General features: G+C 65.1%; 25 protein-coding genes. 10 read left to right on the top strand and 15 right to left on the bottom strand.

Annotation, left to right across the window (positions count from 1 at the left end; translation table 11 throughout):
* Window positions 1–33: 33 nt before the first annotated feature.
* From ACTIMO_RS01775 to ACTIMO_RS01765, 3 genes are all read right to left on the bottom strand, one after another.
* Window positions 34–1617, bottom strand: coding sequence for an arsenic transporter (locus ACTIMO_RS01775; protein WP_448181285.1), 1584 nt, complete (start codon window positions 1615–1617; stop codon window positions 34–36).
* 97 nt (window positions 1618–1714) lie between these two features.
* Complete coding sequence (locus tag ACTIMO_RS01770) at window positions 1715–2137, bottom strand: arsenate-mycothiol transferase ArsC (RefSeq protein WP_448181284.1); 423 nt, start codon at window positions 2135–2137, stop codon at window positions 1715–1717.
* A gap of 75 nt (window positions 2138–2212) precedes the next feature.
* Complete coding sequence (locus ACTIMO_RS01765; RefSeq protein WP_448181283.1) at window positions 2213–2602, bottom strand: ArsR/SmtB family transcription factor; 390 nt, start codon at window positions 2600–2602, stop codon at window positions 2213–2215.
* A gap of 180 nt (window positions 2603–2782) precedes the next feature.
* Here ACTIMO_RS01765 and ACTIMO_RS01760 point away from each other — a divergent pair, with 180 nt between their 5' ends.
* From ACTIMO_RS01760 to ACTIMO_RS01745, 4 genes are all read left to right on the top strand, one after another.
* Complete coding sequence (locus ACTIMO_RS01760) at window positions 2783–3268, top strand: arsenate reductase ArsC (RefSeq protein ID WP_448181282.1); 486 nt, start codon at window positions 2783–2785, stop codon at window positions 3266–3268.
* Between the two features lie 48 nt (window positions 3269–3316).
* Window positions 3317–4303, top strand: a complete 987-nt coding sequence (gene trxB / locus ACTIMO_RS01755) for a thioredoxin-disulfide reductase (RefSeq protein ID WP_448181281.1) — start codon at window positions 3317–3319, stop codon at window positions 4301–4303.
* Window positions 4296–5954 (top strand): NAD(P)-binding protein, encoded by a 1659-nt coding sequence (locus tag ACTIMO_RS01750; protein ID WP_448181280.1) that lies wholly within the window; start codon window positions 4296–4298, stop codon window positions 5952–5954. Before trxB ends, ACTIMO_RS01750 begins: the two co-directional genes overlap by 8 nt.
* Before the next feature lie 429 nt (window positions 5955–6383).
* On the top strand, window positions 6384–7493 hold the full coding sequence (locus tag ACTIMO_RS01745; protein ID WP_448181279.1) for an ATP-grasp domain-containing protein: 1110 nt from the start codon (window positions 6384–6386) through the stop codon (window positions 7491–7493).
* A gap of 106 nt (window positions 7494–7599) precedes the next feature.
* Here ACTIMO_RS01745 and murJ read toward each other — a convergent pair whose 3' ends face one another.
* From murJ to ACTIMO_RS01715, 6 genes are all read right to left on the bottom strand, one after another.
* A complete protein-coding gene (gene murJ, locus ACTIMO_RS01740; RefSeq protein WP_448181278.1) occupies window positions 7600–9117 on the bottom strand; it encodes a murein biosynthesis integral membrane protein MurJ in 1518 nt (505 codons plus the stop codon).
* Between the two features lie 612 nt (window positions 9118–9729).
* Window positions 9730–10383, bottom strand: coding sequence for a DUF305 domain-containing protein (locus ACTIMO_RS01735; protein ID WP_448181277.1), 654 nt, complete (start codon window positions 10381–10383; stop codon window positions 9730–9732).
* A gap of 209 nt (window positions 10384–10592) precedes the next feature.
* The gene (locus tag ACTIMO_RS01730; RefSeq protein WP_448181276.1) at window positions 10593–11234 is read right to left on the bottom strand and encodes a hypothetical protein; all 642 of its coding nucleotides are present in this window, start codon (window positions 11232–11234) and stop codon (window positions 10593–10595) included.
* A 298-nt stretch (window positions 11235–11532) separates the two neighbouring features.
* A complete protein-coding gene (locus ACTIMO_RS01725; RefSeq protein ID WP_448181275.1) occupies window positions 11533–12228 on the bottom strand; it encodes a GAF domain-containing protein in 696 nt (231 codons plus the stop codon).
* A 427-nt stretch (window positions 12229–12655) separates the two neighbouring features.
* Window positions 12656–12997: a hypothetical protein gene (locus tag ACTIMO_RS01720; protein ID WP_448181274.1), complete on the bottom strand. Its 342-nt coding sequence runs from the start codon at window positions 12995–12997 to the stop codon at window positions 12656–12658.
* Window positions 12998–13221: 224 nt separating this feature from the next.
* Window positions 13222–14355, bottom strand: a complete 1134-nt coding sequence (locus tag ACTIMO_RS01715) for a glutathione-independent formaldehyde dehydrogenase (RefSeq protein WP_448181273.1) — start codon at window positions 14353–14355, stop codon at window positions 13222–13224.
* A gap of 450 nt (window positions 14356–14805) precedes the next feature.
* On the opposite strand from ACTIMO_RS01715, the gene ACTIMO_RS01710 reads away from it, so the two are divergent.
* The gene (locus ACTIMO_RS01710) at window positions 14806–15642 is read left to right on the top strand and encodes an alpha/beta fold hydrolase (RefSeq protein WP_448181272.1); all 837 of its coding nucleotides are present in this window, start codon (window positions 14806–14808) and stop codon (window positions 15640–15642) included.
* A 277-nt stretch (window positions 15643–15919) separates the two neighbouring features.
* Complete coding sequence (locus tag ACTIMO_RS01705) at window positions 15920–16426, top strand: MarR family winged helix-turn-helix transcriptional regulator (RefSeq protein ID WP_448181479.1); 507 nt, start codon at window positions 15920–15922, stop codon at window positions 16424–16426.
* A gap of 279 nt (window positions 16427–16705) precedes the next feature.
* On the opposite strand, the gene ACTIMO_RS01700 is transcribed toward ACTIMO_RS01705, so the two are convergent.
* The 6 genes from ACTIMO_RS01700 to ACTIMO_RS01675 form a co-directional block, all read right to left on the bottom strand.
* Window positions 16706–18046 carry an MFS transporter gene (locus tag ACTIMO_RS01700; protein WP_448181271.1) on the bottom strand — a complete coding sequence of 447 codons (1341 nt, stop codon included), beginning with the start codon at window positions 18044–18046 and terminating at the stop codon, window positions 16706–16708.
* Window positions 18047–18158: 112 nt separating this feature from the next.
* Entirely contained in the window at window positions 18159–19571 is a 1413-nt protein-coding gene (locus ACTIMO_RS01695; protein ID WP_448181270.1) for an MBL fold metallo-hydrolase, read from the bottom strand.
* A 252-nt stretch (window positions 19572–19823) separates the two neighbouring features.
* Complete coding sequence (trxA, locus tag ACTIMO_RS01690) at window positions 19824–20195, bottom strand: thioredoxin (RefSeq protein WP_448181269.1); 372 nt, start codon at window positions 20193–20195, stop codon at window positions 19824–19826.
* A 57-nt stretch (window positions 20196–20252) separates the two neighbouring features.
* Window positions 20253–20549 (bottom strand): rhodanese-like domain-containing protein, encoded by a 297-nt coding sequence (locus tag ACTIMO_RS01685; RefSeq protein ID WP_448181268.1) that lies wholly within the window; start codon window positions 20547–20549, stop codon window positions 20253–20255.
* Between the two features lie 62 nt (window positions 20550–20611).
* Window positions 20612–21547, bottom strand: coding sequence for a sulfite exporter TauE/SafE family protein (locus ACTIMO_RS01680; protein WP_448181267.1), 936 nt, complete (start codon window positions 21545–21547; stop codon window positions 20612–20614).
* Complete coding sequence (locus tag ACTIMO_RS01675) at window positions 21544–22281, bottom strand: rhodanese-like domain-containing protein (protein WP_448181266.1); 738 nt, start codon at window positions 22279–22281, stop codon at window positions 21544–21546. The genes ACTIMO_RS01680 and ACTIMO_RS01675 overlap by 4 nt, the downstream gene beginning before the upstream one ends.
* Before the next feature lie 123 nt (window positions 22282–22404).
* Here ACTIMO_RS01675 and ACTIMO_RS01670 point away from each other — a divergent pair, with 123 nt between their 5' ends.
* From ACTIMO_RS01670 to ACTIMO_RS01655, 4 genes are all read left to right on the top strand, one after another.
* Entirely contained in the window at window positions 22405–22662 is a 258-nt protein-coding gene (locus ACTIMO_RS01670) for a metal-sensitive transcriptional regulator (RefSeq protein WP_158505439.1), read from the top strand.
* Window positions 22663–22740: 78 nt separating this feature from the next.
* The gene (locus ACTIMO_RS01665) at window positions 22741–23175 is read left to right on the top strand and encodes a DUF302 domain-containing protein (RefSeq protein ID WP_448181265.1); all 435 of its coding nucleotides are present in this window, start codon (window positions 22741–22743) and stop codon (window positions 23173–23175) included.
* Window positions 23176–23334: 159 nt separating this feature from the next.
* Window positions 23335–24054 carry a VIT1/CCC1 transporter family protein gene (locus ACTIMO_RS01660; RefSeq protein ID WP_448181264.1) on the top strand — a complete coding sequence of 240 codons (720 nt, stop codon included), beginning with the start codon at window positions 23335–23337 and terminating at the stop codon, window positions 24052–24054.
* A gap of 223 nt (window positions 24055–24277) precedes the next feature.
* Window positions 24278–24688 (top strand): DUF7793 family protein, encoded by a 411-nt coding sequence (locus ACTIMO_RS01655; RefSeq protein WP_448181263.1) that lies wholly within the window; start codon window positions 24278–24280, stop codon window positions 24686–24688.
* The last annotated feature ends 13 nt before the right edge of the window (window positions 24689–24701 follow it).

The following is a 24701-nucleotide window of genomic DNA, read 5'->3' as shown; positions in this document are numbered from 1 at the left end:
CGCGGGAGCGACTGTTCCGCGGCCTTCCGACTCCTAGACCCCGATGACGGTGAGCCAGCCGGCGAGGGCGAGGAGGGTGATGATCAGGACCGGGATGGTGAGGACGATCCCGGTGCGGAAGTACTGGCCCCAGCCGATGTGAATGCCCTTGCGGTCCAGGACGTGCAGCCACAAGAGCGTTGCGAGGCTACCGATCGGGGTGATCTTCGGGCCGAGGTCCGAGCCGATCACGTTTGCGTAGATCATCGCCTCCTGCGTCAGGCCCGTGGCCCCGGCTGCGCCGATGGCCAGTGAGGCGATCAGGACGGTGGGCATGTTGTTCATCAGGGAGGCGAGGACGGCGACGATCACTCCGACGCCGAGGGCAGTGATGAGAACCCCGTTGTTACTGATGTTCGAGAACACGCCGGCGAGTTCGTCAGTGAGGCCCTGATTCCTGAGCCCGTACACGACGAGGTACATACCGATGGAGAACAGGACGATCTGCCAGGGCGCTTCCCTGAGGATCCGGGGTACCGAGATCCGACCGTCCGGAAGTGCCGCAGCTCCGCCAGCTGAGAGGGACACCTCGTTGTTCGCGTCCGCGTCAGAGGTTTTCATATCGGCGGTGGAATGAGCGCTGTTCGCGGTGCCGCCGGTTGAGCGGTGAGCTGCGCCGACGGTTTCGTAGTCGAGGTCCGCTGCCCGATCATCAGCATCAGCTGCAGGCGTCACCACCTGCTTTGTCGACGCTGTCACCGATGTGGTCACCGGTGCTGCCACTGAGGCTGCTACTGGGACTGCGGTCCGGGGGAACAGGAACGCGGGTTTGCGGGATGCGACGAGCATGAGGACCACGGCGCCGAGGCCTGCCACAGCCGAGAGAGGAATGTGGAGTGGCTCGGCGGCGAAGTAGCCGATGAGCAGGACTCCGAGGATCACCCATCCGGTCTTGAACGTCAGGGGGTCCGCGATGGCGGATTTCGGTGTTCCCAGGACGCTCATGTCGTAGGTGCGGGGGATGGCTTTCCGGAAGAACAGGAACAGGACCCCGAGGCTCGCGACCACGGACACGATGCCCACGGGGACCATGACGACGGCGTAGCGCGCGAAGCTGATGTCGAAGAAGTCCGCGGTGACGATGTTGACCAGGTTCGACACGACCAGGGGCAGGCTCCCGGCATCGGCGATGAAACCACATGCGATCACGAACGCGAGAGAAGCCTTAGCGGGGAACTTCAGGGCCAGGAGCATCTGAATCACGATCGGGGTGAGGATCAGGGCCGCGCCATCATTGGCGAACACCGCCGCGATCGCGGCCCCGAGCAGGACGATCAGCGCGAACAGCAAACGCCCGTTACCCCTGCCCCACCGGGCGACGTGGAGTGCCGCCCATCTGAAGAACCCGGACTCGTCGAGGATGAGGGAGATGATGACGATCGCGACGAAGGCGAAGGTCGCGTTCCAGACGATGTCCCAGACCACCGGTATGTCCGACAGGCTCACCACTGTGGTGATCAGGGCGACGGCGGCGCCGCCGAGGGCGGACCACCCGATGCCGAGGCCCTTGGGCTGCCAGATGACCAGGGTCAGGGTGGCGAGGAAGATCAGAACAGCGACCACGGTCATGGCAGTCATAGCAGCAGGGCTCCTAACAGGAGGGCAGGAAGAAACGCACCGGTGAAGTCACTCATGAGCTCACCGGTGAGGAGGTGACAGTGGGGTCAGCTGGGGGTCAGCGGGTGGTGAGGGTGGTGTGAAGGGCGGTGACGCGCTCGAGGATGTCGTCGCGGACCAGACGCATCCGCTCGATACCGTCAATCCCGCGTTCGCTGGGCTCGTCGGTCTCCCACCGCTCGTACAAGGTTCCTTCGACCTCGTCGACCTGCGCCTCGGCACCCAGGATGACGACGACATCGGCCTGGCTCTGGTCCTCGACAGTGATCTGCCGGGGGACGTTCTGACTGACGTTAACGCCGACCTCGGCCAGAACCTCGGCAGACAGGGCGTTGACGGCGGACCCCGGCTTCGACCCGGCGGAGGCGGCAATCACGGAGCCCCCGGAGACCTTGTCCATGAGACCGGCAGCCATCTGGGACTTGCCGCCGTTCTTCACGCACACGAACAGGACGGAGGGCTTGTCGGCCTTGAAACTCACAGGAGTACTCGCTTCTTCTGGGCAAATAGGAATCAACCAGGACCCGGAGGGGCCTTAGGGCGACGTGGGGGGGGGTTACTTGGGTTCGGCAAGGACGCCGGCGAGGGCATCCAGCGCGCCGGGCACGATGGAGAAGTAGGCCCACACGCCGCGCTTCTCGCGGTGCAGGATCCCGGCGTCGACGAGGATCCTCAGGTGATGCGACACCGTGGGCTGCCCGAGGTTCAACGGTTCGGTGAGGTCACATACGCACGCCTCGTTCTCAGCACTGGCCGAGATGAGGGAGACCAGGCGCAACCGGTTCGGGTCCGCGATCGCCCTAAACTGCTTGGATAGCTCTTCAGCCCGCTGCGCGCTCATCGCCGGTGCCCCGGACGGCACGCAGCACCGATCCTCACTAACCACCTCTGTGGTCGCGAGGTCCGTATCTGCAGCCAGGATCCGGGGCTCGGAAATCGTCGTCATGCCACCCAGCATACCCGTACATTGACAACCATCGATATGGCTCCGCATACTCAATATCGAAGCCAGTCAATCTCTCCGAAGTGTTCGTACACGCGAGAAACCAGGAGTTGTTGACTCCTATCCACTATTCACAAGGCCTTTCCGGAGTGCCGGGACAGGGCGAAGACCGAAGGATTTCCCATGACCACCGAAACCTCTACGAAAGCAGCAGAGACGAACGCTACGGACACCCTGGCGGGTAAGAAGCCATCGGTCCTGTTCGTCTGTATTCACAACGCGGGCCGGTCCCAGATGGCCGCTGCGTACCTGAATCACCTTTCCGAGGGCCGTATCGAGGTCCTGTCCGCTGGCTCTCAGCCCGCCGACCAGATCAACCCATCAGCCGTGGAAGCGATGAAGGAAGAGGGTATCGACATCACTGCCGAGACCCCGAAGATCCTCACCACCGAAGCCGTGAAGGCTTCCGACGTCGTGGTCACGATGGGCTGTGGGGATAAGTGCCCGTACTTCCCGGGCAAGCGATACGAGGACTGGGTCCTCGAGGACCCCGCCGGTAAGGGCGTCGAGTCCGTCCGCCCGATCCGTGACGAGATCAAGGGCCGTATCCAGCAGCTCATCAGCGAACTCCTGCCCACCGGTGCCGGTACAGGCACGCAGAGCACCTGACTCCCAGCCCTCCCCGTTCGCCGCTTCCAAGATTTGAAAGGCACCGTCATGACAGACCTGCAGCAGGAAAAGATCATCATCGTGGGATCCGGCCCCGCCGGGTACACCGCGGCGATCTATGCCGCCCGTGCCGGTCTGAACCCGAGGGTCATCGCCGGCGCGGTGACAGCTGGCGGTGCGCTGATGAACACGACGGAGGTCGAGAACTTCCCCGGCTTCACCGAAGGCATCCAGGGACCGGAGCTGATGGAGAACCTTCGCGGGCAGGCCGAACGATTCGGCGCGGTCATCGAGTACGACGACGCAGCCACAGTCGAGCTCACTGGGAACCTGAAGACCGTCACGACCCTGAGCGGCATCACGTACCAGGCGCCGGCGGTAATCCTGGCGACCGGCTCCGCGTACAAGGAACTCGGGCTGCCTGACGAGAAGCGCCTCACCGGCCGGGGCGTGTCATGGTGCGCGACGTGCGACGGGTTCTTCTTCCGCAACCAGGACATCATCGTCGTCGGCGGCGGGGATTCCGCAATGGAGGAAGCCCTGTTCCTCACCCGCTTCGCGGCCACCGTCACCGTCGTCGTCCGCGGCTCGGCCTTGCGCGCGTCGAAGATCATGGCGCAGCGGGCCATGGACAACGAGAAGATCCACTTCGAGTACGCCAGCGCGATCACCAACATCCACGGAGATGAAAAGGTCACCGGGGTCACGCTCACCAACACGGTCACCGGGGACACCCGGGAACTGGCTGCCACCGGGATCTTCGTGGCCATCGGGCACCTGCCCCGCACCGACCTCGTCCAGGACCAGGTCACCCTCGACGCCGAGGGCTACATCGTCGTCGACGCACCCACCACCCTGACGAACCTCTCCGGTGTCTTCGCGTGCGGCGACGCCGTCGACCACCGGTACCGGCAGGCCATCACTGCAGCAGGATCCGGCTGCGCCGCAGCACTGGACGCCGAACGATACCTCGCCGCACTCGAGGACGCCCCCAGCATCGCTACCGCTCTCATCGAGGAGAACGCCCATGTCTGACACCACCACCATCAGCACCGCATCAGCCGCCGCGTCGGCGGACACGACGGGCGCCGGCGACATCACGGATCTACCGGTCGCCGTGATTGGTGCCGGACCGATCGGGCTGTCCGCGGCCGCGAACCTCCTCGAGCAGGGCCTGACCCCGATCGTGTTCGAGCAGGGAGACAGCGTCGGAGCAGCTGTTCGGCAGTGGGCGCACATCCGCCTGTTCTCGCCCTGGCAGTACAACATCGACCCCGCCGCCCGGCGCCTCCTGGAGACCACCGGCTGGTCCGAGCCACGCCAGACCGCCCTCCCATACGGGCGTGAACTCGTCGAGTCCTACCTCGAACCCCTCGCCGTCCTCCCATACGGGCGTGAACTCGTCGAGTCCTACCTCGAACCCCTCGCCGTCCTCCCGGCCATCGGGGAGACCTTGCACTTCAAGAGCACCGTCACCGCGGTCACCCGGCTGGGGATGGACAAGACCCGAACGAAGGACCGCGACACCACCCCGTTCCTCGTCCGCGTCACCAGCCCCGAGGGCACCACCGATCACCTTGTGCGCGCCGTCGTCGACGCCTCCGGCACCTGGGGCCAGCCCAACCCCCTCGGTCAGGCTGGCCTGCACGCGCCCGGCGAAGACACCGCATCCGCGTTCATCACCACCGCGCTGCCCGACGTCGTCGGCACCGAACGTGACCGCTTCGCTGGTAAGACCGTCATGGTCGTCGGAGCCGGCCACTCGGCCGCGAACACCCTCATCAACCTCGGCCAGGTCGCCAAGAACGAACCCGGTACCCGAGTCCTCTGGGCCGTCCGCGGGAGCGGATCCGCTCAGAAGCTCTACGGCGGCGGGGACCTCGACGGCCTGCCCGCCCGCGGCGCTCTTGGCAGCCGGCTGAAGACTCTCGTGGGCGACGGCGTGATCGAACTCGTCACGAACTTCACCATCACGAACCTCGATGCGACCGACACAGGTCTGGCCGTGACTGCGTCGACGCCGGACGGACCTCGTACCGTCGACGTCGACGTTCTCGTGCCCGCCACCGGGTTCCGCCCGGACCTCGACATCCTCCGCGAACTGCGTCTGGAACTCGATCCTGCGGTGGAGGCCCCGCGCGCCCTCGGACCCCTGATCGATCCGGAATTCCATTCCTGCGGAACAGTTCCCGCCCACGGCGCGGACGTCCTCGCCCACCCGGAGAAGGACTTCTATCTCGTGGGAATGAAGTCTTACGGACGAGCCCCTACGTTCCTCCTCGCCACAGGGTACGAGCAGGTCCGCTCCGTGACCGCGGCGATCGCCGGTGACCTCGAAGCCGCATCCCAGCTTCAGCTGGATCTTCCTGAGACAGGGGTCTGCAGCACCGACCTCGGCGGCTCCTGCGACACCATCCCTGCAACAGCCTCCGCGACCTCAACTGACTCCCAGGGTGCTGCGTCGACCTGCGGAACAGGTACGACCGGTGCAACGGGTGATGTTTCCTGCGGAACTGGCACACAGGAGAGCAGTAACACCTGCGGTACCCGTGGGGCCGGTGACGTTGTCGAAGCCGAGATGGCCAGTGGTGCTGATAAGGGCGGCTGCTGCTCCGCCCCGCAACTAGTCTCCGTCGGTTTCCCCACCGGGACAGCTCACGGCCGATCCGGCGACCCCGACTGCTGACCGGAGGCCCCTGTCCGGGCAGGAACCGGGGTGCGCACGTGAAGCAAGGGACTGGCAGGCGGACTCGACCGTCGGTCAGAGCACCTGAAAAGGACGAACAGATGCACGAGAGGCCCGTGATCAGGAAGGGTGTCCTCGGTACAGATTCAGGGTGTTCGGGCTGTGTGGCTCGTGCGACAAAGGGAAGGGACGTCCGATCCCGCTGTGTCATTTCCGCTACTTCTCTTTAGGCTGGTTAGCCTTTGGGGGAGGCGCTTCTGCGTCGTCCAGCCGCAGCGGTCATCTGGGGAGCCCGCCAACCGATGTCATAGCCGAGGTACCCGTATGCACCGTCCACCAGATCTGCCCCCCACTGCCTCCGATGGCGGGCACGGTCACGGCAGGGAGTCGCTGAAGGTGCAGAAGGCTCCGCGGCCGCGGGTCCTAATCGTGGCGACGGGCCGCGATCGGGGGGCCCTGGCCGCAGCGCGGGCGTTCAAAGCCGGCGGTTGGTACGTCGGTGTCGGGACCCCGGACGGCGGCGGTGTCCTCGGATCCTCGAAAGCCAGTGACGTTGCCTACCTGGTGCCGCGGCCTCGCAATGACGGGATGCCTTTTGTGGACGGTGTGCGTCGCGCTGCCACCGATGGAGGTTTCGACATCGTCTTCGGGGGAGGAGATGACTGGATGGCAGCGTTGGCGGCCTATCGGACGCAGATTCCGTTGCCGGTGGCGCACCCGGACTACGACGTCGTGGAAACGGTGCTGGATAAGGTCCGGCTCGCGGAGTATGCGCAGAAGGCGGGGTTGGCGTCCCCGCATACAGAACTAGCCACGGATCAGGCCCTTGCCGTCTGGTCGGGGCCATTGGTCATCAAATGCAAGGAGCACTGGGCGCCCAACCAGACGCACCCGCTGCGGATCGAGGCCAAGCTCTTCGCCAGTGCCTCGGCTGCCCGCGGGCAGGTCGAGCGGATCCGCAGTGCGGGGGCTGAACCGATCCTGCAGAAGCCGGTTGCGGGGAACCTCGGCGCCCTGATCGGGGTCTTCCATGATGGCCGATTGCATGGGCGTACCCAGCAGGTCTCAGCACGATTATGGCCCACCCCGAACGGAGCATCAGCCCGCGCTTACACGGTGCCTGTGGACGAGGCGCTGGTGGCAAAGGTCGAAGCAATGCTCCTGGAGCTCGGGTGGCACGGCCTGGTGGAACTGCAATTCCTTACCGGGGACGACGGGATCCCGTACCTGATCGACTTCAACGGCCGCTTCTACGGTTCACTCGCCCTCGCCGAGTCCGCCCGGCCCGGGCTCGTCACCGCATGGGCCGAGAGTGTCCTTGAATCCCGGACACCCGAGCTGCCGGACGCGCGTGTGGGCGCACGCTACTCCTGGGTTGCAGGGGATCTGCGACGGGCCCGGATCGAACGCCGCGGCGGGCTCACCCGCGACGTCATGAACACCTTGCAGTGGGCCGCGCGCGCCCGGCACAGCATCTGGGACCCCCAAGACATCCGCCCCTCGATCACCCTGGCCCTGGCACGGTTCCGCCGCTCCTGACCCGAACCTCCGGACCTCCGGACCTCCGGACCTCGAACCTCCGGACCTCGAACCTCCGGACCTCGAACCTCCGGACCTGACCCTACAGCCCAGTTCGCACTATTTGTTATCGGCGTTTGGCTGCCCTGAGCATCTCCAATGGGACGTGACGTTCAGGTGCGCGCAGCACGACCAGGCCCAGAATGTAGACGCCGAGGATCGCGACTCCGACAAGGCTTCCCTGCAGCAGGGCCCCGCTTCCAGCGCTGACGCGCATGAGGACGACGCCCACTGCTGCGGCGCAACCCCCGATCAGCGCGGCCCTGCCGAGCAGCCGGCTACCAGCCCGGGCGTCGAAGGCTTGGTGCCGGCGGGCCAGCAGCCAGCCGTTGGCGATTGCGGCGAACCCCAGTGAAGTGCTGGTCGCCACCGCGATCCCGGCCACGCCCATGATCGGGGCCAGGAGAATGTCGCCGGCGACGTTGATCGTCATCGCGATCAGGGAGACGACGACCGGGGCTTTGGAGTCACCAAGGGCGTACGAAGTACTGACCATGACCTGCCGGACACCCATCGCCACGAGCGCCGGCGCATACCAGAGCACTGCTACAGCGGTGGCCTGGGCGTCCTCGGTCGTGAAGGCGCCCCGCCCGTAAGCCACTACGGACAAGGGGAGTGCGGCGACCATCAGGACCACGGTCAGGGGTACGAGGATGGTCACGGTGACCGACAGTCCCCGGTACACCAGACGCCGCACTTCGGGAAGATTTCCCGCAGCGGCGCCGAGCGCCGGATACAGGGGTACCAGCAAGGACGCGATCAGGAGCGTTTCCGGCAGGTTCACCAGACGCCACCCATAAGACAGGGCGGTAATCGCCCCATCGCCGAGCGTCGACCCGACCGCCCGATCAACAAGGGAGTTCACATTTCCGATCGCGCTACCAACCAGCAGGGGCGGCATCAGCCGGGCAATCTCACGGAAACCCCGATCACCAAGATCCCACCGCGGCCTCACCCGCAATCCCAACGAGCGAAGGGGCGGGAACTGTAATATTAGGCGCGCCGCTGAGCCCACGACGAAACCGGCAGCCAAGGCCTCGATCCCGAAGCGCGGGCCAAAGAGTCCTGCAGCGCCGATCATGATGACGTTAAACGGGATCCCTTGCAACGAGGACCAGACCACCCGGCCATGGGCTTGTGCGACGGCGGCCAGGAGATCCGTGCCGGCGATCAGGACAGTGGCCAGCAGCACGATGCGGGTCAATAGTACGGCCAGGTCTGCCTGGTCACCCTCGAAACCAGGGGCTAGCACGGCTGTCACGGGACCCGCGCACAACCCGACCACAACAGCACCCAGGCCAAGAACCACCATGGTGACCGTGATCGCCGTATCGAAGCTTCGGTGGCTGCCACACGTAGGGCCCTCCGCGGTCACCTCCCGCGCGATCACCGGAGTCACCGATCGTGCCATTGCGTAGGCGACCAGGCCGAGGACCACATTCATCAAACCCTGTGCAACGAGGTACGCGTCTAGGGAGGGGCCCGCCCCGTACACGGCGGCGATCACCACGTCCCGGACGAACCCGAAGATGGTGGACAGCGCGGTCAGACCGGTCACGACAACAGCAGCCCGCGAGACACTCATCCACTGCCTCCCGGCCCTATGCACCCACTCGAAACCCTGCTCATCTAAGCACGGCGCCCGAAACAGCTGCCACTCGCGCTGAACCGTTGAATCCTGATTCACGCCGCCGATACATAAATACGAGGAACAGGACATGTGATCCCGACACTGCCGTGGAGCGGCTCGTTATAGGTGACCGGCGGCTTGCGCGGGCGCACCCAATACACCCACAGGCGGACGCTTATCAGCTCCACCGTCCGGTTGGAGCCGGCCAGTGATGGATGACCAGAATCACACCAACCATCAACCCGACCTTTGATCGGAATCCACACAGCATCGCTTGAAGATGCTGGTTGGAGGCTGTGTGGAGGCTGTAAAAGTAAGTAAAATTCCTAACCACTGACCCAGTAGGGCCTGAAGACTGGCAGCATGCTAGGAGTTCATCTAGGGGCGGCTTTGAGCTCCATTCGCCCACGAGTGGATGGTTAATATGGCGGACGACGAGCGAAATAAGTAAGCGATTGGAAGTAGCTTGGCGATGTAGCTCTGAGGACCACCGGTGAGCCGGGTATCCCCTGACCCACCAGTGGTCCTCTAGCGGACTCCTGACCAGGGCAGCGTTGGTGCTGCTGATTACAGCGTGGAGAGCAGTTGCTGCATCTGATCGATTTCGGCCTGCTGTGTCTTGACGATGGTTTCGGCGAGTTCGACCGGGTCGGGGTTTTGCCCGTGGTCGATCTCGTCCTGTGCCATGTCGATCGCGCCCTCGTGGTGCGCAGTCATTGACTCCAGGAACATGCGTGACGCTTCCACGCTTTCGGCGGACTCGAGTTCGGACATCTGCTCCTCGCTCATCATCCCGCCCATGCTCCCCATGTCGTGGCCTTCCATGCCACCTTCGGGTTCCATGGACTCACCCCACGCCTTAAGCCAGCCGGCCATCGTCTCGATCTCGGGGCCCTGGGCGTCCTTGATCGTGGTTGCGAGGTCGGTGACCTGCGAGTCGATGCCGTCATTGGCGAGGATCATCTCGCTCATCTCCACGGCCTGGCGGTGGTGAGGGATCATCATCTGCGCGAACATGACGTCCGCGTCGTTGTGCTCTGCCATTGCCTCATTAGAGGCATCCGACGACGCAGCAGCACTGGCCTCAGCGCTCGTTTTGGTGTTGAGGCCAGTGGTTGCGGTGGGGGCGGCCGTGGCGGAGCTTTCTTGGTCCATGTCCATGCCCTCCGTCTCGCCGCCGGAGGACGAGCCGCAGGCGGACAGGGTGATCAGGGTGGCCATGGACAGGGATGCTACGGAAAGAGAACGCTTCATGGTGGTCAGGATCCTTCACTACTCAGAGGGGACAAGCGATCAATCCCACGTGCCATCGACCAGAACGGTGTTGGCGTCGACGCAGGGGATGTGGCCGAGCCCCATATGGGGCGGGGCGCGGCCAGGAAACAGGCCTAGTCACCCCTTACAGCGAGGGTGAGTGTGGGCCGCGAATCCTATGTCCGACTGATGCAGAGCTGAGTCAGTGAAGGGGTGGGGGACGGTCGGGACAATCGGGCCAAAACGGGGGGGCCTCGACGGAGGACAGTCGAGAGTAGGGCACGGCCGGCTGGAGTGAGTAGCCAGGCGATGCCGGCGGTGATCATCGCCAGCACACACATCCCAAGCATCATCTCGTCCGCGCAGCTGCCGCCGCACCCGGCGAGCATCCCATCATCCATGGCATTGCCCGACGTCGCACTCGACGCAAGGGCCAGGGAAACGTCCGTTGCAGCAGCATGAATGGTGCTGACCGCAGCGACCGCGGCAGGAGTGAACGTTCCTCCTACTGCGGGGACGGAACTGTCATGGGTATGGCCCGGGCTGCCCACAGCATGATCGGCGACAACCTCGACCGCACTGACCGCGTTGAGCGTGTTGGCAGCGCCGGCCGTGCTCGGAACGGTGGGGGTGGTGGCGTGGTGGGAGGTCGAGCCATGTCCGCCCATCCAGACGTGCATCGCGAGAATCCCGACGATGATCGCCGTCAACCCGGAGAACGTTATCAGGAATGCCAGGAAGGAACCGGTCACAGACCGAAGCGCTGTGCGGGTACGGCGGCTCGCGATCACAGCTTTGGCTCCTTCCACGTCGTCCATTCAGTTCTTTGTGTCCTGTCCAGCCTAGGCAGAGGCTCCCGTCCACGGCCAGGTGCTGGTGATTTCGTACCGGTGCGCTGGCGTGCGTGGATGTTCAACGGCCCTACTTCAGGATGTGGTCACTGCCGCGCATGCGGGCGGCGAGGGCCCAATCGTCCGTGTGTCGGCTCTGCGACCTACCGCCCTGCCAGTAAGGAAAAACCGCGCACCCGGGAGGACGTCCACGCTTCCGTTGCCGCGACGCACCACCCATGCTCACCGCTGTTCATCGGTCCGCCACGTTAGTGAAATGGGCTTATCAGGGTCGGTAGATCTGGAGTTGGGTGAGGCTCGCGAGGGCGCGGAAATCCTGTGCGTCCTGGTCGTTGAAGCCTCGGGGCTCGGTATCGAGAATGCATAGTGCGCCGATGCGCCAGCCTCCGGGCCCGGTCAGGGGGTGACCGGCGTAGAAGCGGATGTGCGCTGACCCGCGCACGAGGTCGTTGTCCGCGAAACGGCTGTCCTCGCTCGCGTCGGGAATGACAAGGATCGTGTCATCGGCGATGGTGTGGGAACAGAAAGAAGTGTGCCGAGGCATATCACCGCCTAGGGGGCCGGTAGCCGACTTTATGACCTGCCTGTCCCGCCCGATGAACGAGATTGTCGCGGAGTTCACCGCAAACCTCTGCTGCGCCTGCCGGGTGATCCTGTCGAAGCGTTCCTCCGGAGCCGAGTCGAACAACCCGGTCGATCGAAGGGAAGCAAGGCGCCTGTTCTCAGCTTCTGCCGGGTCGAACATTGACGAAAGTCGGGTCTGCAGTGCTGGCCACGTACTTCCCGGGCGGGAGAGCCCGGTCGCCAGGAGAGCCGCCTTGGGTTTGTTCGTGTCCTGCAGGCGTTGTCCTGCCGGCTCGTGATCATACGGGGCACGTAGGACGGGCGGGTGCGCCGGGGTGTCTTGTCTAAGAACAGCGTCCTGCCCGACGATAAGGCGGGCAAGTTCGTCGTCGGCCACTCTTGGCCCCATGGGCTCAGTCGGATCCGTTAGACCTGGGGGCAATGCTGGTCCTGTCAGTTCTGCTGCGTCGCTGGGGCCTGTTGTCGATGGAGGATCCGCTGCCAGTTCCTTGAGGAGTTCGTTGATCGAATGGGCGATGAGGTCCCGCTGCATGGTCTCGAGGACGACGTGTCCGTGTAGATATGCTGCGACGCCGACGGGGTCGGAGGTTCCGCCGAGCCCGACGTAGCGCACCCACACATCGTCAACGGGGATGTTCGCGTGGGAGAGGACCGTGGCGGTGAGCCATTGCTGGTCGTGGGCGTGGATGACATGCCTCGCTGTCGATACTCGTACACAGGGACTGGACCTACAAGTGACGCAGGCGAAATCATCAGTGCGCTGACAATCCAGTGTGCGGGGCGGGGACCGGACAAGCCAAGTTTCAGGGGGTCCTGAACGACTGGATCGCCAGGGCGAAGATCCGCCCGTCGGCGCGCAAGTGGACTTTGAGGTTGTCCAGCGCGTACATGTCCGTGGGATCTGCTGCCAGCAGCTCGGCGCAGGTCTGCTCGAGGCGTTGCGCGCCCGCCATGTCCGCACTGGCCCCCAGCCCGACGACGGCGCTGTGCCATTCCTCCAGGTCATCCTGTGGATGAGCGCGATCAATGCGGGCCAGGCGTCCATCGAGCATGTCGGAGAAGGTCAGAACGAAGGCTGTGGCCTCCGCCTCTCCCACCTCATCACTCAGCCGGGCCAGGGCGCCGGCGTCGAAAGCCTGTTGCATGGTTCCTCCACGAAACCCCCATGGCGCAGAGCGTAGCTCAGAGACCGCGACCGTTCCCCGTGGCCACGCTAGTCAGTCCAGCCCCTACATGCTCTGAAAGTGCTGGGGCGCTCCCTCTGCGGCCGGAAGCGCCCCGGTAGTTACTTACTGCCATGGTTCTTTGTCTTCGGGTATCCATACGCCCAATCGATCAGCGAGGGGCGCACCCGTCGACGAGGCGTTCATTACGGGTGGAGGAGGACTTTGGTCCAGCCGTCTTCGCGCTTGTCGAACCGTGAGTAGGCGTCTACGGCGTCGTTGAGGGACAGTTCGTGGGACACGATCCAGGACGGGTTCGCCCGTCCGCGGATGATGAGGTCCCGCAGTTCCCGGTTGTACTTCTTCACCGGGCACTGGCCGCCGGCGATGCTGATGCCCTTGGTGAACGCTTCGCCGTAGTTGAAGCCGATCCGTCTCTGCCGGGCGTCCTCGTTCGCGGCTTTCGGGTCCTCGGGCACGTAGACACCGACGACACCGATGTGCCCGGTGGCCCGGACGACTTTCACGAGATTGTCGAGGACCATTTCGGGGTGTTCCTCGCCGTGGTGGTCATGGGCCTGGAACCCGACGGCTTCCACACCACAGTCGGCACCGAACCCGTCGGTGCCGTCCATGATCGCCTCGGCCGGGTCGGTGTTAGCGAAGTTGATGGCGGTCGCACCGATCTGCTCGGCCAGGGCGAGACGGTCTGGTTCCTTATCGACCACGAACACCTGGGACGCTCCTCGCAGGAACGCGCTGTGGGCGGCCATGAGACCGACCGGTCCGGCCCCGAACACGGCCACGGACTTCCCCGGGGTGACCATCGCCATCTCGGTGGCGTGGTACCCGGTGGGGAAGATGTCCGAGAGCATCGTGAAGTCGTTCTCGTGCTCCGTTCCCTCAGGAAGCTTCAGGAGGTTGAAGTCCGCCCAGGGCACGCGCAGCAACTCGGCCTGGCCGCCCCAGTACGGGCCCATCATCGGGTACCCGTACCCGGCACCGGGCTGACCGGAGGGGTTCGCCCGAAGGCAGGCCGAGGTGTATCCGTTGTTGCAGTTCCGGCAGGTGCCGCAGGCCAGGTTGAACGGGACCGACACACGGTCACCGACACTGATCCGGTCGACGCCAGCGCCGATGGCCTCCACGATGCCCATGTTCTCGTGCCCGAGCACCATGCCGGCGTCGAGCTCGCTGCGGCCCTCATACGGGTGCAGGTCGGACCCGCAGATGTTCGCGGTCGTGATCCGGATGATCGCATCCAGAGGACCCTGAATGGTCGGGTCATCGACGGTCTCGACGGACAGCTCGTACGGTGCTTTGAAGACTACTGCCTTCATAGGAGAACTCCCTCTACTGAAGATCGGCCCGATCGCTTAAGGATCCGGGCGGGCCCAGGTTGCCGGGCCGCTTGACCTGCGCGATGCACTACCTTCAACCTCAGGAAGGCAGTGCATCGCGGCGGTCCTGCCCAGCACCCAGCCGCTGCTTGACCAAATGCTAAGCCTACTGATGAGTCAACGCGACAAGCTGGACTGAGGTCAAGTAAGCACCGATCGTGGGGCACTGCTTGACGCTCCGGTATGGTGCGACCGACCCTGACAGAACGCCCTTCAGCTCCGGTGCATCCAGGTCCCACCATCAGGCCCGGCTGCCCAGCGGTGCATCACGCGTCCTGCGGCATCGCAACCTGCACCCATCCGAAAGACAGCATGCTGACGAATATCTAGGGTGAAAGACGCGCCCATGGCGCATCACCGACAGCACAAGCATTAGAAGGAGCCCTCCCTATGACGGAGATCGTCGCGCATCACGGCCTGTTCAAGAACACCAACCTCCACGTCGACGACACCGGCGGAACCGGTCGCCCCGTAGTCCTGATCCACGGGTGGCCGCTGTCCGGTGAGGCGTTCAAGAACCAGGTCCCCGCATTGCAGGCTGCCGGGTACCGGGTCATCACCTATGACCGGCGTGGTTTCGGCCGCAGTGACAAGCCGATGACCGGATACACGTACGACACGCTCACCGAGGATCTCCAGGCCCTGCTCGAGGAGCTCGACCTGCGGGACGTGACCCTCGTCGGGTTCTCGATGGGCGGGGGAGAAGTGGCCCGCTACTTCTCGAAGTACAGCCCGGAGCGCATCCGCAGCGTCGTGTTTGCCTCCGCGGTCCCGCCGTTCATGATGCAGGGCGAGGACAACCCCGACGGGCCTCTCACCAAGGACGCTGCGGCCGGGATGACCAAGGACCTGTCCAAGGATGAGGAGTCGTTCTACGACGGGTTCACCACCGATTTCTTCTCCGCCAACGGGGAGCTGAAGGTCACCGAGGGACAGCGTCTGGAAGCCCTCGAGCTGTGCCGTCAGGCCGACAAGAAAGCAGCCCTGGCGTGCATGGAGGCGTTCGGGACCACGGACTTCCGCGATGACCTGCTTAAGGTTTCCGTCCCGGCGTTGGTCCTGCACGGCGACGCGGACGCGACCGTTCCGTTCGAGGGCTCCGGGCAGCGCACCCACGCAACGTTGCTCGGTAGCGACCTCCACGTCATTGCCGGTGGCCCGCACGGGTGCAACGTCAGCCACCCCGATGAGTGGAACCAGGCCCTGATCACCTTCCTCGCCAAGTAGGTGCCCTGCCTTCCTGCCGATCCCACGTCCGATCCGGGATCGGCAGGAAGAGTCAGGTGGTCAGGTGAAAACATCCTTCGGTGCCTGACAGGACTGACGGGTACCAGGTGCCTGAAACCACTGTGGAGAACCCTCGCTACGGGTGGAAAGGACTGACGATGATTCACCGCAGCATCAAAGTCAACCACGGCATCACACTGCACGAACCTCATGTTCCCGGTATCGCCCGGAGGCGCAGACAAGGTCCTCAAGTAACGCATAGGCATGGTCGTTGAGTATGGCGAGCCTGGATGATCAGTCTCAGGAGTGGTCCACCAGCCGGCTCTTGTCCACAGCAGCCAGGCTGTGGGAGCGTGAACTCGCCAAAAATCTCCTCACTTCCGACCTCTCACCCGCGCAACTGGTGATCATGCAGGAGCTTTCAACCTGCACCGCGATCACCCAGGCGGATCTGGCCCGGAAGCTCCGCATCACGCCTCAGACCCTCGGGCGGACACTTCGCACCCTGGAAACACGGGGGTGCATCACACGGGCGCCCCGAACAGCGGGGCAACGACATATCGACATATCGCTCGCTCCAGCAGGAGCCCAGCTCCTCAGCTCGGTAAAGGCTGCCGACCACAACAGGCCGCACGAAGCAGAGCAAGATACAGGCCCGGGCCAACCAGGCCCGCCAACGCAATCGACAAGGATTCTCCCGCTCGAATCGTCATTCGTTGAGGAGGACCTGCGCCGCGATCTCATCGAACTCCTCACCCTCATAAGCGCTACGGCTACGGGATAAAGAACCCTCCGGCCCGGCACATTGGGCCGACCTACCGGTGGTCGATGTGTTGCGACCTTGTCGTTAACGGCCTTGGGGTGTCGCTCGCATGCCCGCTCGTACTGTTGTTTGTGGTGATTCCGCCGCTGTGGACAGGGAGGGCTTCCACGCCACCGGTACTGGTGCGAACAGCGGACGCAGGAGACTCATCGCTCCGCGACGACCGATGCAATGACGACCGATTAGGAGCGTCATGCACCGATAAATACTGCCCGGCCCAACACCGTCGATTGGACAGTCCTACGAACCCGCGATGTGGTCGTTGCCGCGCATGCGGACGGCAACGATGATGCCGGAGGCTGCGGTGAGGACGGCGACGGTGGTGATGGCTGCGGGGATCCCGTACCGGTCCGCGAGCAGTCCGGCGAGAAGTGCTCCGATGGCGAACCCGCCGTCGCGCCATAGCCGGTAGATCCCGACGGAGCGGGCCCGCCATAGAGGGTGGGCGACGTCCCCGATTGCGGCCAGTAGTGCGGGGTAGACCATGGCTGTTCCGAGTCCCAGGAGGATCGCGGCGAACAGCCAGGGCCCGAACGTGTGGGCTGCGGCGACTGTTGCGAGTCCTGCGGCTTGGACGAGCATGCCGGCGACGATGAGCCATTTGCGGCCCCACTTATCGGAGGCGGCGCCGGTGATGAGTTGTCCTGCGCCCCAGACCGCGGGATAGACGGCGGCAAGGATCCCTACCTGGTTCAGGCTCAGCCCGGAGCTGATGAACAGGACGGGGAAGAGGCCCCAAGCCAGGCCGTCATTGAGGTTGTTGACCAATCCGGCCTGACTCGCCGCGGACAGTGAGCGGTCCTTGAAGCTGGTAAGTGCGAAGACCTGACCCGTGGTGAGGTCGGCGTACGCACTGCCGCCTACACCGCCGCGTGTATTGCCGCGTGCGTCGATGTAGGTGGCGCCATGTTGGGAGGCTTCAAGTTTCGCATGGTGGTGGGTTTCGCGGACGAAGAGGACGGACAAGCCGAGGCCGAGGGCGATGTAGGCGGCGCCGAGGAGGAACGGGCCGGGCCGCAGCCCGTGTTCGGCGGCGATGTATCCGGTCGCCAGGGCTGTGATGGAGACTCCGAGGTAGCCAGCTGCTTCGTTCAGTCCCATAGCGAGGCCGCGTTGCTTCGAGCCGACGAGGTCCATCTTCATGATGACCGCTGTGGACCAGGTCAGGCCCTGGCTAACGCCCAGGAACACGTTCGCGGCCACTATCCATGCCCACGACGGCCCGAAGATGAGCATCAGCGGGACGGGGATCGCGACAAGCCAGCCCGCGACCAGGATGGGTTTGCGGCCGTACCGGTCCGAGAGGGTGCCGGCGAAGTAGTTCATCGCGGCCTTGGAGAGACCGAAAGCGATGATGTACGTCAGCGCGCTCGTGTACTGGTCCAGGTGGAATGTCCGGGAGGCAAGAAGGGGCAGGACAGTGCGTTCCTGGCCCAGCGTCCCGCCGACCAGGGCGTTGACTGCCACGAGCAGCATGAATTGCGCCAGGTTCTGCCGCAGCCCGAGCACCGCGCCCCGCGAACCTGATGGGTAGCGCGCGTGATAGCCCGGGTCATGGCGGGGGTGTGTGTTGCCCGGCATGCGTCATGCTCCGTTCAGGTGATGGGCGTGAAAGAGCCCGGGCGCACGTGGGGGCGGGCCCGGGCTCAGTGCCCGGAGCCGGTGGAGGCCGGCCCCGGGCGGTCTAGGGGGATCAGTTCGCGGCGGGTGCGTCCTGGTGTAACTGCTGGTAGGTGTTCCAGGCGTTGTAGCTGCCGTCGAGTTCGACGATGTCGTAGCCTGCCCGGCGCAGCGCGCTGGCGGCGACGGAGTTCCGGAGGCCGCTCTGGCAGTAGGTGACGATGGTTCCTTCGGTGGGGAGTTCGTCGAGGTGCCACATGACGCGGCCGCCGTTGAGCTGGTGGGCTCCGGGGACATGGCCTGCGCTGTGTTCGGTGCGGTTGCGGACGTCGAGGATCATTGCCGCGTCGACCTCTGGAAGGTCTTCGGGCTGCACGAGGGCGGGTGTGGTGGTGGGTAGTCCGTCGATGCTGGTGACATATCCGGCGACGTTGTCGATGCCGACGCGGACGAGGTGGTCCCAGATCTCCTGTGCGTGGTCCTGACTGGTAGCCAGCAGGACGAGCGGGTTCTTGTCGGTCTCGGGGTTCACGACCCACGCCCCGTAGGTCGCGATCGCGGCGCTGGCCGGGATGTTCAGGGAGCGAGTCACCGTCCCGGTGTGGACCTCGTTCGCGGAGCGGGTGTCGATAAACGTCATCGTGTCCGCGGCGATACCAGCGGCGACCCGATCCTTGTTGAGTTCGGTCAGGGGTGCACGCTCACCCATCACGGCCGGGCCTTCACGGTTTTCGCGCTTCATGCGGCTGAAGTAGGCGTGGGCGTCGGGCTGGCCGTCGAGGAGTTCGTTGATGAAGCCCTGCTCGTCGTTCGCGGCCAGGTAGGGGCCCCACCAGGAGTAGAGGCGTTCGTAGCCGACGGTGGTGGACGGGATCGCGCCGAGGGCTTTGCCGCAGGCACTGCCGGCGCCGTGGGCGGGGTGGACCTGGACGTGGTCGGGCAGGGTCAGGAACTTCTCTTGCAGGCTCCGGAACAGCTGCTTCGCACCTTCGAAGCGGGTGTCGACGCCGCCGGCGGCTTCGTCGAGGAGGTCGGGGCGGCCGAGGTCGCCGGAGAACACGAAGTCACCGGAGAGCAGGTAGCCGGGCTGGTCGCTGAACGCGCCGTCGGTGACCAAAAAGGACAGGTGCTCGGGGGTGTGTCCGGGGGTGTGGACGGCCTGGATGCTGATGTTGCCGACGGTGATCGTGTCGCCGTCGAGGAGGCGCTTGCCCTCGAACCCGTACTGCCAGTCGTCTCCGCCTTCACCGGAGACGTAGATCGCAGCTCCCGTCGCCGCGGCGAGTTCGCGGGTGCCCGAGAGGTAGTCGGCGTGGATGTGGGTCTCGGTGACGGCGACGATCTTCATGTTGTTCTTCGCCGCGAGGTCCTGGTAGACCGCGATGTCGCGGCGGCCGTCAACGACGACGGCGGTGCCGTTGGCCTGGCAGCCGATGAGGTAGCTGGCCTGGGCGAGGTCTTCGTCGTAAATCCGTTCGATCAGCATCTGGTGCTCCTTCAGTTCGAGAGGTTGGATACCCCCTGGGGTATCGCTTTGATGTCTAGCGTAATACCCCTAGGGGTATAGCGCAAGGCGGGGGATGCCTGCGGGGAAGGGTGCTGGGAGGAAGGTGCGTGACCGGGCCCGGGACGGGTCGGGTCTGGGCACGCACCCGGCTTATGGGGTCCGTCGCCGGGCCAGAGTTCGGCCAGGCTGTCGGCTGTGATGGTGCGCAACGGCCCGGGCGGGAGGTCCCTGTCAGGTGTTGTGTGGTGTGGCATCCGCGCGGAGTGTGTTTAGGTCCAGGTTCTTTACGGCCTGGACGAGTTCTTCCAGGCCTGCGGCGTTCAGGGCTCCGGGTTGGGAGAAGACCAGGGTCTTGTTCTTGAAGGCCATCAGGGTGGGGATGGAGGTGATGTTCGCTGCGGCGGCGAGGGCCTGCTCGGCTTCGGTGTCCACCTTGGCGAAGACGACATCCGGGTGCCTTTGGGCGGCGGCACCGTAGGTGGGGGCGAACATGCGGCAGGGCCCGCACCATGCTGCCCAGAAGTCGACGAACACGATGTCGTTGCTCTCCAGGGTCTGCGCGAAGCTCTGTTCCGTGACGTCGATCGTGGTCGTGGTTGTCATGGTCGTGTTCTGTCCTTTCCGGGTTCTTCTGGGGTGGGGCGTGGTCGTACGGCGGGTTCAGGTAGTGGGCAGACCCGCACGGGTCCAGGCGGTCATGCCACCGGCCATGGTGTCGGCGCTGAAACCGGCGCTGTTGAGGGCGTCCGCGACGCGGGCTGAGCGGTTACCGCTGCGGCACACAGCGATGATCGGGACGGCGGGATCCAGTTCGGGCAGGCGTGCCTGCAGGTCTCCCATCGGGATGTGCAGGGCGCCGGGGATCATGCCTTCGGCGACTTCGAAGTCCTCACGGACGTCGAGGATTTGCGCTGACGGGCGGCGGGCGTTGGTGTCATTGATCGTGATCTCTGCCATGGAGAGGTCCTTTCTGGGTGGGATGGGGTCGAACGCTGTAGGTGAGGTGGTGTTGGGATGGATCAGGCGGGTGTGGGTGTGTTGCGGCGCCGACCCCGCCGGCCCTGATCGTTACCGGTGCGGTGGCGGTTGCGGGTGTTCAGGGGGCATGCCGGGATGATGAATCGGCAGGCAATGAGAGCGGCGAGGGCGACGCCGGCGACGGTCGCGGCGAGGACGAGGCGGCTGTCCGCGGGTGCCTGCTGGATGAGGACGAACGCGCCCATGACCAGGACGAACCAGCCGAAACCCTTGCGGAGGGCAGCTTCGGGGATCCTGCCGGCGAGCTGGGCGCCGATCAGGGACCCAGCGATCGCAGCAGCGGTCACGGCCAGGGTCAGTGGCCAGTTGATCTCCACGGTGGTGAGGTACCCGGCGAGGCCAGCGAAGGACTTCATGGAGATCACGACCAGCGACGTGCCGACGGCCACGGACATCGGCAGTCCGCCGAGCAGGGCCAGGGCGGGGACGACGAGGAACCCGCCGCCGGCCCCGACGAGGCCGGTGACCAGGCCGACGACGACGCCGTCGAGGATGACCCGCTTCAGCGGCAGCTCACGCTTCACACCCTCGGATGGGGTGGAGCTGGTGGTTTTTCTGCGTCCGCGGATCATCGCGATCGAGGTGGCGACCATCATGAGGGCGAATGCGACGAGCAGGATCTGGCCGGGGATGAACCCGCCGAGCAGCCCGCCGATGAACGCACCAGCCATGCCGGCGGCGCCGAAGATCAGGCCGGTCCGCCACATCACGCGTCCGTTCCGGGCGTGGCTGATGACGCTGATCGCCGAGGTGACACCGACGACGAACAGGGATGCCGCGATTGCTTCCTTGGCCTCGAACCCGGCCACGTACACCAGGATCGGGACGGTCAGGATCGACCCGCCACCACCCAGGACACCCAGGGACAGGCCGATCAGGATCGACAGCGCCAGGACAAGGATCAGGGTCACGCTCACGCCACACCAGCTCCTTCACTCGCCGTGACGTCAGCCTTGCCGTCAGCCGTGTTCGCAGTCTGGGTGCTCTGGGCTGATGTGGCCGAGGTGGTGGTGGGGAGGGTGTGGATCGCGGATTCGCGGGTGGGTTCCTGGGCTGCCTTGTTCCACGGCAGGGCGGACAGGGCCTTGCCCATGGCGCAGGTGTTCGTCGCCGCGGAGAACGTGAGCCCGGTACCGATCACACCGGCGATGGTGCGGACCTTGGGGGAGACGAACCGTCCGCCGGCGAGGCCTGCGATGACGAGGGATCCGGCGACCATGCGGACCTGCCGCTCAAGGTCCCAGCGTGCCTTGCCGCGCACGACGTCGCCGCCGGCTGCGGCGTACCCGGGGACTCCGCCGGTCAGGACGTGGGCGGTGCTGATGCCCGAGGCGGCCAGGCGCTGGCGGGCCTGCTCCGCACGCACACCGGACTGGCAGGCCAGGACGACCCGTGAGCCCAGGCGGGACGCGACCTCGTCGGTGTGCTCGGACAGCAGCGGCAACGGCACGTTGTAGGAGCCGGGGATATGCAGGGACTCGAACTCGGCCGCGGACCGCACATCAATCACCACGAGATCCTGATGCCCGCTCTCAGCGTTCTGGCCGTCGAGCCAGGAGCGCAGTTCCTCGGGTGCCAGCGCCGTAATGGCAGGGGCAGCAGGGGCGGCGGTGGTGGCGGGAGCGGTGGCAGTGGGGGTGGGGGTATTCATGGGAACCTTCCGGTCAGTGCTGAAGTGGATACCCCCAGGAGTATTCCGCATACCCCCGGGGGTAGTCAAAATACGGGTGGGGGTATAAGCTTGAGGGAGTAGAAACGACCTTTGGAGAACACCATGCAGCTGGACCCGACCGAACTGACCCCCGTCATCAACCGCATGAAGCGAGCACAAGGCCAGCTGGCCGCAGTGGTCCGCATGCTCGAGGAAGGCCAGGACTGCAAGGACGTCGTCACGCAGCTCTCCGCGGTCTCCAAGGCACTCGACCGGGCCGGCTTCGCAATCATCGCCAGCGGCCTCGAGCAGTGCATCGTCCAAAAGGACGCCAGCCTGGACAAGAAGGAACTCGAGAAGCTGTTCCTCACCCTCGCCTGACCCTCGTCCGACACTGATCCGGACCCGCCCGCGATGAATCCATGCGGGCGGCCGGGCATATCGCGTAAAGGAGATCCGATGACCTACACCCACTCGATCACTGTTCCGCTGTCCTGGGAGGACGCAGTGCAGGGCACGCGTGAAGCCCTCGCCGCGCAGGGATTCGGGATCCTCACCGAGATCGACGTCCGATCCACCTTCACCACGAAGCTCGGGGCTGATGCCGGGGACGCGGTGGGGGACTACGTCATCCTCGGCGCATGCAACCCGACCCTGGCCAGCAAGGCGCTGGCTGCAGAGCCGTCCCTGGGAGCGCTGCTGCCCTGCAACGTCATCGTCCGCCGCAGCGCCGACGCGCAGGACACGACGATCGAGGCAATCGACCCGCTGACCATGCTGGAACTCAGCGACAGCTCCGCCGTCCGCGACGTAGCCCAAGACGCGGACGCCCGCCTGCGCTACGCCCTCACCAACCTCGCGGGGCAAGGTACGACGCCCATACCGGGCAGCTAAGCACACAGGAAGCTATCGGCGGAGACCCGGACGGGATCAAGCGGACAGCTGCCAACCGGGCTCGTTGTACTAGAGGGACCAAGGGATGGGACGTCTGACTGGGGTAGGCAAGCCATTCCTGCGTGGTACGGACGCTGTTGAGGTGGTTGACTGCTCGCCATGACCGACGCCGAGCAGACGCGCATTGAGCCGCACGACCCCGGGGTCGCCGCGCGGCTGAATTGGTTGCGTGCTGCCGTTCTCGGTGCCAACGACGGCATCGTATCGACCGCCGCCACCGTGATCGGGGTGGCAGGAGTGACGAACACCCTCACACCGATCCTGGTCGCTGGCACAGCTGCCGTCGTCGGCGGTTCCGTGTCGATGGCACTGGGCGAATACGTATCGGTCAGCAGTCAGCGCGACAGCCAGGAAGCGCTCATCGACAAGGAGCGCCAGGAACTCGCTGAGGACCCCGCAGGCGAACTCGCGGAACTCGCCGGGCTGTATGAGGAGAAGGGGTTGTCCCCGGAAACCGCACAGCAGGTCGCCAAGGAGCTCACCGCGCATGATGCCCTCGCCGCCCACCTTTCCGCCGAACTGAACATCGACGAGCTCGAGGTCGCCAACCCCTGGCACGCCGCCCTCGCCTCCGCGGCCGCCTTCGCCGCAGGAGCTGTCCTGCCACTGCTCGCGATCCTGCTCTTCCCCGCCGACATCAGGATCCCCGCCACCTTCATCGCCGTCCTCATTGCCCTGGCCATCACCGGCGCCCTCAGCGCCCACGCCGGCGGAAGCTCCCGACGCAGGGCCGTCATCCGCCTCGTCCTGGGTGGAGCGCTGGCCATGGGATTCACCTACCTCGTCGGCAATCTCCTGGGAGCCACTGGCATCGCCTGACAAGGGGCGACTCCACCTGCCCTGATCTGAGGCAGCATCATTAGCGGATCCGCCGCGTCCTTGCACCGGGTTGACCCTGATATACCGGCTCATCCGACCAGCACGTCGTCTGACCGGTAGTAGCTGCACCACCTTTCAGACGTGACTTACTCTGGGTGCACTGGTCTCAAACCCTTGTCGTGCCGACTTTACGGTCGGGTATCTCCACGAAGGAGTGCTTGTAATGGATCAGTTCACCGTGCGTCGGGAAGCCAACGTGTTGTTCCTGCGCTGGGCGCCGGGGGCGCACATCACCTACCTCGTAGCGGTCGAAGCAGCACGGGCCCTCAGACACATCAGCGACGGGGAGACGTTGCCGCTGGTCGTCTCCATGGCAGGCATCGACGGGCTGGCATTGAAGGCCCGCATGGGAATGAACACGTACCCCGGGTTCAGCGCTGTCGCACTGATCGGTGATAGCCCGGTCGATGAGGTTATCGCCGGATTCTCCCACCAGTCCCTCACCGACACCCGTTACTTCACCAGCGAGGAAGCCGCCCTGGCATGGCTTCGAACGAGAACCGAAACGGACGCCGCACCGGCAGGACGCACGGGAATGTCATTGACGAATGAGAACGAGGAATCCGCAGCCTGAAAGGACGGCAGGC

The sequence above is a fragment of the Arthrobacter sp. CP30 genome (assembly GCF_053470025.1).
This window is presented reverse-complemented; position numbering and strand designations above follow the sequence as displayed.